Annotated in this window: 10 protein-coding genes; 4 read left to right on the forward strand and 6 right to left on the reverse strand. The window is 41.5% G+C overall.

Annotated elements, in window-relative coordinates; translation table 11 throughout:
- Positions 1 to 531 precede the first annotated feature (531 nt).
- Positions 532 to 1,122, forward strand: coding sequence for an ATP-binding cassette domain-containing protein (locus AABI99_RS16430; protein WP_338367162.1), 591 nt, complete (start codon positions 532 to 534; stop codon positions 1,120 to 1,122).
- A complete protein-coding gene (locus AABI99_RS16435) occupies positions 1,119 to 2,231 on the forward strand; it encodes a DUF6136 family protein (RefSeq protein ID WP_338367163.1) in 1,113 nt (370 codons plus the stop codon). Before AABI99_RS16430 ends, AABI99_RS16435 begins: the two co-directional genes overlap by 4 nt.
- A 4-nt stretch (positions 2,232 to 2,235) precedes the next feature.
- Here the strand turns inward: AABI99_RS16435 and fadE are convergent, their stop codons facing one another.
- On the reverse strand, positions 2,236 to 4,692 hold the full coding sequence (gene fadE, locus AABI99_RS16440; protein ID WP_338367164.1) for an acyl-CoA dehydrogenase FadE: 2,457 nt from the start codon (positions 4,690 to 4,692) through the stop codon (positions 2,236 to 2,238).
- Between the two features lie 297 nt (positions 4,693 to 4,989).
- Between fadE and AABI99_RS16445 the strand changes: the two genes are divergently transcribed.
- Positions 4,990 to 5,754: a class II glutamine amidotransferase gene (locus AABI99_RS16445; protein WP_338367165.1), complete on the forward strand. Its 765-nt coding sequence runs from the start codon at positions 4,990 to 4,992 to the stop codon at positions 5,752 to 5,754.
- Positions 5,755 to 5,821: 67 nt separating this feature from the next.
- Here the strand turns inward: AABI99_RS16445 and AABI99_RS16450 are convergent, their stop codons facing one another.
- From AABI99_RS16450 to cmoA, 5 genes are all read right to left on the reverse strand, one after another.
- Positions 5,822 to 6,559 (reverse strand): DUF3108 domain-containing protein, encoded by a 738-nt coding sequence (locus AABI99_RS16450; RefSeq protein ID WP_338367169.1) that lies wholly within the window; start codon positions 6,557 to 6,559, stop codon positions 5,822 to 5,824.
- 16 nt (positions 6,560 to 6,575) lie between these two features.
- On the reverse strand, positions 6,576 to 7,223 hold the full coding sequence (gene purN / locus AABI99_RS16455; protein WP_004588939.1) for a phosphoribosylglycinamide formyltransferase: 648 nt from the start codon (positions 7,221 to 7,223) through the stop codon (positions 6,576 to 6,578).
- Positions 7,223 to 8,275, reverse strand: a complete 1,053-nt coding sequence (gene purM, locus AABI99_RS16460; protein WP_138579437.1) for a phosphoribosylformylglycinamidine cyclo-ligase — start codon at positions 8,273 to 8,275, stop codon at positions 7,223 to 7,225. Before purM ends, purN begins: the two co-directional genes overlap by 1 nt.
- 201 nt (positions 8,276 to 8,476) lie before the next feature.
- Complete coding sequence (gene cmoB, locus AABI99_RS16465; protein ID WP_286246762.1) at positions 8,477 to 9,445, reverse strand: tRNA 5-methoxyuridine(34)/uridine 5-oxyacetic acid(34) synthase CmoB; 969 nt, start codon at positions 9,443 to 9,445, stop codon at positions 8,477 to 8,479.
- A 12-nt stretch (positions 9,446 to 9,457) separates the two neighbouring features.
- Positions 9,458 to 10,183 (reverse strand): carboxy-S-adenosyl-L-methionine synthase CmoA, encoded by a 726-nt coding sequence (cmoA, locus tag AABI99_RS16470; RefSeq protein ID WP_338367166.1) that lies wholly within the window; start codon positions 10,181 to 10,183, stop codon positions 9,458 to 9,460.
- A gap of 116 nt (positions 10,184 to 10,299) precedes the next feature.
- Between cmoA and AABI99_RS16475 the strand changes: the two genes are divergently transcribed.
- Entirely contained in the window at positions 10,300 to 10,989 is a 690-nt protein-coding gene (locus AABI99_RS16475; RefSeq protein WP_338367167.1) for a DUF3334 family protein, read from the forward strand.
- Positions 10,990 to 11,258 lie beyond the last annotated feature (269 nt).

An 11,258-nucleotide genomic window follows, 5' to 3' on the forward strand; every position in this document is an offset into this window, starting at 1 on the left:
GAATACCGGCCTGTCACGCCGGGGGTCGCGGGTTCGAGTCCCGTCCACTCCGCCACTTGTTATTTCCTCAATAGCAAGTTTATAAATTCCTTGTTTAAACTTCTGAATAAAATAAATTTTAGCTATCAGCTATCAGCTATCAGCTATCAGCTATCAGCTAACAGTCATAATTTACACGTAAACCGTAGTAGATTTGAATTAAAAACACATAGCTTAATTTTTGGTTTTGTTCATAGCTTTACGTGTTATCAAAATTCAAGTTGTCCTTTGAGGTTGTTTATATGGCTTGAGGCTAAGTGATAGCGCCGCAGATGTAAAAAGCTTATCTATATAGTGAAGTGTTAGAGAAAAACGCTGTTGATGACACAAGCTTTTTCAGAGCTCCTGATACTGTTTCACTTTGCTAAAAGATTTATCGTTATTAGAAAGCGGCATTACTTTCCTGTTAATGTTGCTTTAGAGCTGTGGTGATGGGTTTTGTTTCTCATAAAAGTTTATTTATAATCTCACGCTTACTTATAGGGATATTTTATGATTGAAGTGATTGGATTACATAAACAGTTCGCTGAAAACATATTGTACAATGGTTATAACGTGCGATTCTGTGCACCGAAAATATGCATCGAAGCACCTAATGGCCATGGGAAAACAACGCTATTGATGATGTTAGCGGGGCTTGAAACTTACGAAAGTGGTGAGCTTTTGTTTTCTGGAAACACATTAACCGAACCACATAAGCAAGTTGCTATAGCCTCAGACTGTATTGCTTTACCTGACTTCTTAACAGCAAAGCAAATAATTAACTTATCCTCAAATACATTTGGCTGTCGTTGGCCAACAGCTATAGTTGATGGATTTCATTTTAATGAATTTCTAAATACGCGCTTAGACGCCCTCTCGTCAGGTAATCAAAAGAAATGTCAGTTAATTTTAGCGCTTATGCGCGATGCACCTTACTTACTGTTAGATGAACCCACTGCAGCGCTTGACCAAGCGAGTATTGCGTATTTATTAACTTTACTCGATAGGTACTTAATCGATAAGCCAAGCGGACAAATAATTATAACTTGTCACGAACCGGCACCATTAATTAAACATGGCTTTGAGTGTATGCCTTTATGATTGCAAATTTAAAACAGTCAATTGGCCAATACCGTTATTTTATGGATTATCGTTTTCAGGCATATAAAACGGAACTTATGCAACTGCTGTTGCAACTGAAAAGCTTTGGGTTGTTATTTTTAGTGGTATTAGGCTCGTCAATATTAGGTTTAATATTGCTACTATTTTTAGGGCTTGGAAAAATTATTGATAGTAGTGATGCTCCTCAATATGGTGCGCAAATGGCTTGGCTGTATTTGCTGCTACAAAGTGTCATGTTAAGCGCGATGAAGTCCGCAATAAAAAACTCCCGCCAACGATCGTTTCAACAAATATTGGTAAAGCGGTATTGGCTTGGTTTGATGGATATAAAGCTTTTGCTGTTAAGTAATGGCTGGTTGATTGCAAGCCTTGTTATCGCGATTGACCTGAGCATAAACCAGTGGCTTAGGGTGCCGCATTTTTTGGTGTTTATACTATTACAATTTACCCTCGGCATTTTGTGTTTATACAAACCATTAGCGCTTGTTTATGGGTTTTTGTTATCCGCAATATGGCTAATGGCACCGTCTGATGTAACTCCTCTAACTTATCAGTGTGGCTTTGTGCTGTTATTTGCCTTAAGCACCTTAATGGTACCTTTTAATTTTACGGCTAAATTAGAGCTAAGCTCACTTACCGGCTTTTGGCTTATGTTTTTTATGCAAAATAGTTGGACTTTAGTTTGGCGAGGGGCTCTATTGCTGTGCGTCTTTGTTGTATCGCAGGTGTTGCTACAACAGCGAGCAGATTTAGTTATTATTTTCAGTATTGTTTCACTAGCCTATTTGGTGTTGTTTAGTAGCTCATTGCACTTTGATTGTAGTCATATACATCAACAATACAGTGTGTTTTTTAAAATGCAGAACAAGCAAACAGCCTTTTTTGCTAGCCAATTTATCCCAAGTTTAGTTATGTTATTGCCCGCACTTATTGGGTATATGATCTTATTCAATCTGACAAATAATGTATTGGTGTTAATAGGTATTATTTGGTGCTTATTGCAACAAGTTATCGCACAAAAAAAACCAGCGCATTATGCGCTGGTTTGGATGATGACAACAGGCGTGCTGTTGGCTGCGTTAACCTAACGGGTTATGCGGCATCAGCTTTGCTGTCTTCATTTTTACGTGCGGCTTTACCTGCTAATAAATCAGCGGGGTCAAAGTCATCTACGTTAATTACATCTAAACGGGCTTTTTCTACAGCGGCTAATTTATCAGCTTCTGCTTGGCTCAATATGCCAGCTTCAAGGCCCATTTGCGCTACTTTATCTAGTTGGAAGAATGGCAGTTTAACGCCTTTTTCTTTACATACTCGTTCAAATAACGGCTCTACAGCAAGTACATCTTTAAGTGTTTGCTCTTGACGGCCCACAAGATTTAGTGGCTCGTCTTTTAAGTAAACATAGCTTGCTAAACGGTTACGCGTTTCGCTTGGTACTTGTAGTATTTGTGCTAGTTTATGTTCAAGTTTGTCGGTAGGTTTGCGAACCGGGCGACCAAACGGGAATAACAATACTTTTAATACACCACGTAATGGCGCAGACGGCATGTTATTAATTAAATCAGCTAGGGCACGTTGGCAGTGGTAAAGATGATCCTGACAGCTCCATTTTACTAAAGCTAAATCTTCTTGTTTACGGCCTTCGTCGTTATAGCGTTTAAGCGTTGCAGACACTAAGTATAAGTAGCTTAGTAAGTCACCTAAACGTGCCGAAATACGTTCTTTACGTTTAAGCGAGCCACCAAATACTGCCATGCTAATGTCAGACATTAGGGCAAGTGATGCACTAAAGCGTGATGCTATACGGTAAAACTCTGCAGTCTCGTCTTTGTAAGGTACGCTGGTAAAACGTGCACCAGTAAGCGCAAGCCACTTAGTACGTACAAGGTTAGACATAGTGAAGCCAATGTGACCCATTAGCGCTTTATCAAATACGTTAAGCGCTTCTTCGCGGTCTTCAATCTCACAGGCCCCAAGCTCTGTAAGTACAAATGGATGACAACGAATTGCACCTTGACCATAAATAATCATATTACGGGTCAAGATGTTGGCACCTTCTACTGTAATAGCAATAGGGGCACCTTGATAGCCACGGCCTAAATAGTTATTTGGCCCAAGCATAATCCCTTTACCGCCAAGTACATCCATTGCATGAATGGTCGACTCGCGCATTTGCTCTGTAAGATGGTATTTAATAATAGCTGATACAACCGATGGCTTTTCACCTAAATCGACAGCACCTGTTGACATACTAACCGCTGCATCTGAGCTGTAAGCGTAACCAGCAAGTTTAGCCAGTGACTCTTCAACACCTTCCATTTTACCAATTGGTAAGCGGAACTGACGACGAATACGGCTGTATGCACCTGTTGCTGTTGCGATTGTTTTAATGCCACCGGCAGAGTTTGACGGTAACGTAATTGCACGGCCCACTGATAAACATTCAACCAGCATACGCCAGCCTTGGCCAGCCATTTCTGGGCCACCAATAATGTAATCAAGAGGAACAAATATGTCTTTACCGCGGGTTGGGCCATTTTGAAATGGTACGTTAAGCGGGAAGTGACGGCGACCAATCTCAACACCTGGTGTGTTAGTTGGAATAAGTGCACAGGTAATGCCTGGCTCTTTGTTGTCGCTTAGTAAACCATCTGGATCTTGCAGTTTAAAGGCAAGACCAAGTACAGTGGCCACAGGGGCAAGGGTAATGTAACGCTTGTTCCAGGTAAGGCTAATACCGACCACTTCTTCACCGTTCCATTGCCCTTTACACACTACACCGTAGTCTGGAATTGAGCTTGCGTCAGAGCCTGCTTCTGGTGAGGTTAATGCAAAACATGGAATTTCTTGGCCTTGCGCTAAGCGTGGCAAATAATGATTTTTTTGATCTTCAGTACCGTAGTGCTGTAATAATTCACCTGGACCTAATGAGTTAGGTACACCTACAATTGAAGAAAGTAGCGTTGATTTACTGGTAAGCTTTTGTAGTACACATGATTGTGCAAATGCAGAAAACTCTAAACCGCCGTATTCTTTTTTGATGATCATGGCAAAGAATTTATTATCTTTTAGATATTGCCATACATCTTGCGGTAAATCGGTAAGCTCATGTGTAGCTTCCCAATCATCTAACATGCTACATACTACTTCTACAGGGCCATCAATAAAGGCTTGCTCTTCAATAGTTAGTTTTGGTACTGGGTATTGGTGTAGTTTTTTCCAATCTGGGTTACCACAAAATAAATCAGCTTCCCACCACGTAGTACCAGCATCGATTGCTGACTTTTCAGTGTCAGACATGCTTGGCGTTACTTTTTTAAAGGTAGTGAAAATCGGCTTGATTATATATTGCTGACGAATGCCAGTAACAGAGAGAGGAACTGCGATGATCAAAAAGATCAACCAGCTAATTAAACCAAAAGCACCTGCAAAGGTACCAATTAATAAAGTTGCGGCAGAAACACCAAGTGCTGTGTTCCAACTCGCTCTGTGGTAAATCGCGATGCTGAGCAGTGCGATTAAACCGAGTGTAAATATGAGTGTCATTGCTTATTCCTTAATAGAGGTCAGACCACCTCAGTTAGAGTAGCGCTAGTGAGCGTAAGTTTCAAGTACATTACAGCGTTAAATTAACGACAAACTCGCTATTTTGCATATCATTATTCCCTTTATAAGGAACAAGTATGCGCCGCTGCTGTGTTTAATTCAGTCATAGCGATTATTTAAGCGCTAAAAATCAGTAAATCAGCTAGCCAAAAAAGTTTTTTTAAGTAAGTATGTCTTTATTAGCGCACAGCAAAGTACAGCGCTATTTATACGTACTTTTTAAGGGTTAGTTTATTAATGTGTGAATTACTTGGCATGTCGGCCAACGTACCAACGGATATTTGTTTTAGTTTTTCAGGTTTATTAGAACGCGGTGGCAATACCGGCCCGCACAAAGATGGTTGGGGTATTACGTTTTACGAAGGAAAAGGCTGTAGAACCTTTAAAGATCCTGAACCGAGCTACCAGTCAGAGATTGCAAAATTGGTAAAAGCTTACCCCATTAAAAGTGTGTCGGTGATAAGCCATATCCGCCAAGGAAACCGTGGTCGAGTATGCCTTGAAAATACCCACCCGTTTACCCGCGAGCTTTGGGGAAGGGAGATCACCTATGCACATAATGGCCAGTTATCTAACTATCACGATTTAAAACCACAATATTATCGCCCAGTGGGCAACACCGACAGTGAACTGGCGTTTTGTTGGCTACTAGATAAAATCCGTGAAAAATACCCAAAGCGTCCCTCAAATATGGCTGCTGTTTTTAGATACGCTGCAAAGCTTTCGCATACGTTGCGTGAAAAAGGCGTATTTAATATGTTATTGACCGACGGCGTATTTGTATTAGCGTACTGCACTAATAACTTACATTACATAACGCGCCGTGCGCCATTTGGTAAAGCTACATTAATTGATGCTGACATGGTGGTTGATTTTAATGAAGAAACCACACCAAACGATATAGTCACAGTAATAGCCACGCGGCCATTAACCAACGATGAGCGGTGGAAAAAAATGCAGCCAGGGGAGTTTGCGTTATTTAAAATGGGCGAGCTAATTTAACTAGCTCAAAAGCAGATACAAAAAACGCGATTTAAAATCGCGTTTTTTGTGATTGCTATCACCGTGTTTACGGTGCTTCTGATCTTACTTCGCTGGTCTCGCTTACTGGAGTAGCAACAGGTTGGGTAACAGTAAATGAATTCATTTGAACTTCAAATTGCTCCATGCCTTTTTCGCCTTTCCACATACGTACTAGCATGTAATCCATTTCTGGCGCAAACCAGGCCAGCGCTTGTCGTTTATCATTATCGTATAAACGTTTTACTTTTATCGCTTCTACGTTACCAATTGGCAACGAAATCATTTCTTTGCCAACCACTTCAAAATTGTAGTCGCGGCGATTGCCTTTTTTATCAATAAGCGGAAACGAAAAATAAGTTTCGCCTTTTTTTAAGCCTTCGCGTACTTGCACTTGATACGAAATAGCATCTTGAAACTCGTCAGTCCATTCGCATTTTAGCGGGTATTTGCTAGTGCTGCTGGTTACCACTTTGTTTTGTGTATCAAAGTCTATTTTATAATCTTTATCTGGGCCGGTGCCGGTACGCACCATATTGTAATGATGTGGCGTGACTTTGTTATTTAAAAAAGTAAATACAGAGGTTTCTTCTCGCTCATCGGAGAAAATCATCCACTCAATGTTGCTGTGATAAGTAAGTTGATACGTTTGCTCGCCAACTTTTTTAAGTTCACGTACTGCCTCGCCATGATTTTTACCTTTGCGTAAAATATCATAGCTTGCTTGATACTCTGTTAATTCGCCTGCAATAAGGCTAGTAGGAAGTAAAGCGCCCACACATAACAGCAGGGCACTTATTTTTTTATTGTGGGTAGTGCGCGCCGTGTGCAGGAAGTTGTTTTTCGTCAAGAACTGCATAATCTGCTTCCATAGTAAGTCTGTGTTCACTGAACCACTTGACCACCAAAGGATAAATTATATGCTCTTGTTCGTGCACGCGTTTAGCTAATGTTTCTGCTGTATCATCCTTGAGTACAGGTATTTGCGCCTGAAGAATAACGGGACCGCCGTCTAACTCTTCAGTTACAAAATGAACACTTACGCCATGAACATCGTCTTTTGCATCAATTGCTCTTTGGTGGGTATTCAGCCCCTGATACTTAGGCAACAAAGATGGATGAATGTTCAACATTTTTCCAACATATTTTTGCACTAAGCTAGGAGTAAGAATACGCATAAACCCAGCTAATACAACTAGATTTGGCATAAAAGAGTCAATAACGTTCATTAATTGCGCATCATAGGCCTCGCGCGAGTCAAAATCTTTGTGACTGAGCACTTTTGTAGCAATACCTGCTTGTTTTGCACGCTCAAGGCCGTAAGCGTCTGCTTTGTTACTTATAACAGCCGCTATGTGTCCGTTTATTTCGCCGCGCTCGCAGGCATCAATAATGGCTTGTAAATTAGAACCACTACCCGATATTAATACCACTAAGCGAATGGGTGCCATTACTTAGCACCACCTACAATTTCTACTTGCTCTTCGCCGGCAACAGCATCTTGAATTTCACCAAGGTGCCATGCGTTTTCGCCAAGCTCTTTTAAAATGCTTAAGCTTTGCTCTAGCGCATCGCCTGGTACTACTAATACCATGCCTACACCACAGTTAAATGTACGGTACATTTCGTGCGTAGTAATATTGCCGTTTTCTTGTAACCAGTTAAAAACGGTTGGCCACTCCCAGCTATCGCCTTTAACTACTGCTTTTGCAGAATCAGGTAATACACGCGGAATGTTTTCCCAAAAGCCGCCGCCAGTAATATGCGATAGGGCATGCACGTCTACTTGCTTAAATAACTCAAGTAAAGGCTTAACGTAAATACGGGTTGGCTCTAGTAAGTGCTCGCCTAGTGTTTTGCCGTCAATAACTTGGTTCGTATCGGCGTTTGATACTTCAAGCACTTTACGAATTAAAGAAAAGCCGTTTGAGTGCGGACCGCTAGAGGCAAGGGCAATAAGTTGATCGCCGGCTGCTACTTTTGTGCCATCAATAATTTTAGATTTTTCTACTACACCGGTACAAAAACCGGCCATGTCGTAGTCTTCACCATCGTACATACCTGGCATTTCAGCGGTTTCGCCACCAATTAGGGCACAACCCGAAATCTCACAACCTTTACCAATACCGGTTACTACATCGGCCGCTGTGTCTACATCTAGTTTACCAGTTGCATAGTAATCTAGAAAAAACAGGGGTTCAGCGCCTTGTACTATTAAATCGTTTACACACATTGCAACTAAATCAATACCCACAGTGTCGTGTTTTTTTAAGTCGATAGCTAAACGTAGTTTAGTACCTACACCATCAGTACCTGCCACTAGTACTGGCTGTTTGTAACCTTCTGGAATTTCGCAAAGAGCGCCAAAACCACCAATTCCGCCCATTACTTCTGGACGACGCGTTTTTTTAACTACGCCTTTAATACGCTCAACAAGTGCATTACCAGCGTCGATATCTACGCCCGCATCTTTATAGCTTAATGACTGTTTTTGTTCGCTCACAGGTTTTCCTCAAATAATTGCTTGGGGTTGCTTTTCGATAGCTTAGAAACGCGCGTATTTTACAACAATTGCAACTGCGCGGCTAGCTCAAATATAGCTTTGAAATAATTAACAAGGACACTTGTCCGCTGTTTGTTGTTTAAATAAACAAAAAAACGCCCGCAGGCGTTTTTTTAGTAATTAAAGGCGTTAAATTAACAGCTATGCTTTTGCAGTTAAAATAGCTCTAAGTGGTGCTGGGTAACCTTCAATGGTTTTACTGGTGTCGTTTGGATCTAAAAAATCAACTAACGATTCGTTTTCCATCCAGTCAGTTTTACGTTGTTCATCAAGCGTAGTAATTGCGCAATCTTTTATTTGTACATCTTTAAAACCAACGCGCTCCATCCACAGTTTGAGTGCAGCTGTACTTGGAATAAACCACACATTACGCATTTTTGCGTAGCGGTCGGTCGGTACAAGTACGGTGTTTTCATCGCCTTCAATCACTAAGGTTTCAAGCACTAACTCGCCACCAGGGCGAAGCTGCGCTTTTAACTGCGCTAAAAAATCAATTGGTGAGCGTCGGTGATACAAAACACCCATCGAAAACACCGTATCAAACGCTTTAAGCTCGGGTAGGGCCTCTACACCAAGCGGTAATAAGTGTACGTTTTCGTCTGGGTTGTAGTGTTTTATAGCCTGAAACTGACATAAAAATAAATCAGACGGGTCAATACCCACCACAAATTCAGCGCCTTCACCGCGCATACGCCATAAGTGATAGCCAGAGCCGCAACCTATATCTAATACTGTACGGCCTTTTAGTGGCTCAATATGAGGAAGCAGACGGTCCCATTTCCAATCGCTGCGCCACTCAGTGTTTATTTCAATACCGTGTACAGTAAAGGGGCCTTTGCGCCAAGGCATCATGCGCTTTAATAAATGCGTGGCTTGTTTTTGCTCGCCTTCACTCATCTCCCCCGGTGCGCCAATTTCTACTTTAGTGGCAATATCAACGTGGGTTGTTTTTACTTCTGGCAAGTTTTTAAGCACTTTTTGCCATTTTGGTAAATCGCCATGGCTTGCCTCGTTTTGCCAATGCTTTAATTGAGCGGGCAGGGTTTCTAGCCAGTGGCTAAGCGGGCTTTGTGCAATTGCTGCGTAAAATTGGTTAAACCATTGAGACATAAGTCACTCTCTTTATTTAATTGCAATCATTGAGCAAAAATTAAAACATTGATACCACACCTGCGTTTGGCTAAAACCAATGTCGCTTAAACGATTAAAGTGAGTGCTTAGCGTATCGGGACGCATCACGTTTTCAATGGCTGTACGTTTTTGGCTTATTTCAAGCTCTGAGTAGCCATTGTGGCGTTTAAAGTCGTGGTGCAAATCAATTAATAGGTTATCGCATTGCTCGTTTTCGGCTTTAATTTTTTCACTAAGGAGCAGTACGCCACCGGGTTTTAAGTTTGCGTAAATTTTTTCAAGCACGGCTTGGCGCTGCGAAGGCGGTATAAACTGCAAAGTAAAGTTCATAGCTACAACCGACGCATTTTGAATTTCAAGTTCGTTAATATCGCCTAAAGTTACGCTAACAGGCACGTCAGACTTAAAGCCTTGTAAATGCACTTTACAACGCTCAACCATAGCTTGTGAGTTATCTACAGCAATAATATGGCAGTTGTCGGTACGAATATTACGGCGCATGCTTAGGGTAACCGCACCAAGCGAGCAACCTAAATCGTAAAGGTTTGAATTACTTTGCGCGTATTCTCCGGCCAATTTACCCATAGTGCTGACTATGGTTGCATAGCCTGGCACCGAGCGCTGGATCATATCTGGGAAAACCTCAACCACATTTTGGTCAAAGCTAAAATCTTTTACTTGTTGCTCAGAGGCGTAAATACTGTCTTTTATAGTCACTAAGGCAGTCTCTTTAAAAATAATGGCACTATTTTAACATTTTATACTGGATAGTCAGTGATAAATTCAGTAGCTTGGCTAGAATTATGAATAATAAGTACAAAAGAGAAGATTAAATGAGCAAAAGTAAGGTAATTAGCACAGACGATATACTCGCAACGCTGTGTCATTCAGTAACAGGGGTACTATCATCAGCCAGCAATAATGAAATTAGCTACTCGGCTATGGTGCAAAAAATAACGCGCACTTGTATGCGCCCAGATATTGGCTGTTTTGTATTATTTGATGGTGGCTTTACAGGGCTGGTAGTCACTAATTTTACAGCGCAAGCGGCAATGGAAATTTACGGCGATTACATGCGTAACATGGGCATGCCAGAAGAAGAAATTGCTCACAGCCATTTATCAGACGATGTTTCAAATGTAATGGGCGAGCTGATGAACCAAATAGTCGGTGACTTTACCTCTAAAGTGCGCGAGCAATTGCATACCTCTATTACGCAAAATCAGCCAAAAATGATGGCGATTAATAAACAAGTGCAAATTTCTGTAGATACCACGATGGACCGCCCACAAGCACGCCGCGTAACCTTTACTACGCGCAACCAAAATATCTTTTACCTAGAGCTGGCAATGGATAAAACAGAGTTTATTAAACTTCACGACTTCGACATTGTAGAGGCTATAGACCCAGATGATATTATTGAAAACGAAGCCAAGCAAAAGGCACAAAAAGCAAAGGCTAAGTCAAAAGAAGCAGAACAAGATGATGCCGATGATGACTTTATGGCTGAGCTAGGGCTGTAATGTAGGTTGGGTTCAGCGAAGCGAAACCCGACGTGCTTTTGAGCTGTCAGTTTTAAGCTATCAGCGCTCAGTAGAAAAGCTACCAAAGAGAACGCGATTTTAAATCGCGTTTTTTATTATTAATAACTTTGATTTCGAGTTAGGTTGTATTTATATTTTACGCTAACCGCTAACCGCTAACCGCTAACCGCTAACCGCTAACCGCTAACCGCTAACCGCTGACCGCTGACCGCTGACCGCTGACCGCTGACCGCTGACCGCTGACCGCT

This window comes from uncultured Pseudoalteromonas sp. (assembly GCF_963922945.1).
Classification (GTDB): Bacteria; Pseudomonadota; Gammaproteobacteria; order Enterobacterales; family Alteromonadaceae; genus Pseudoalteromonas.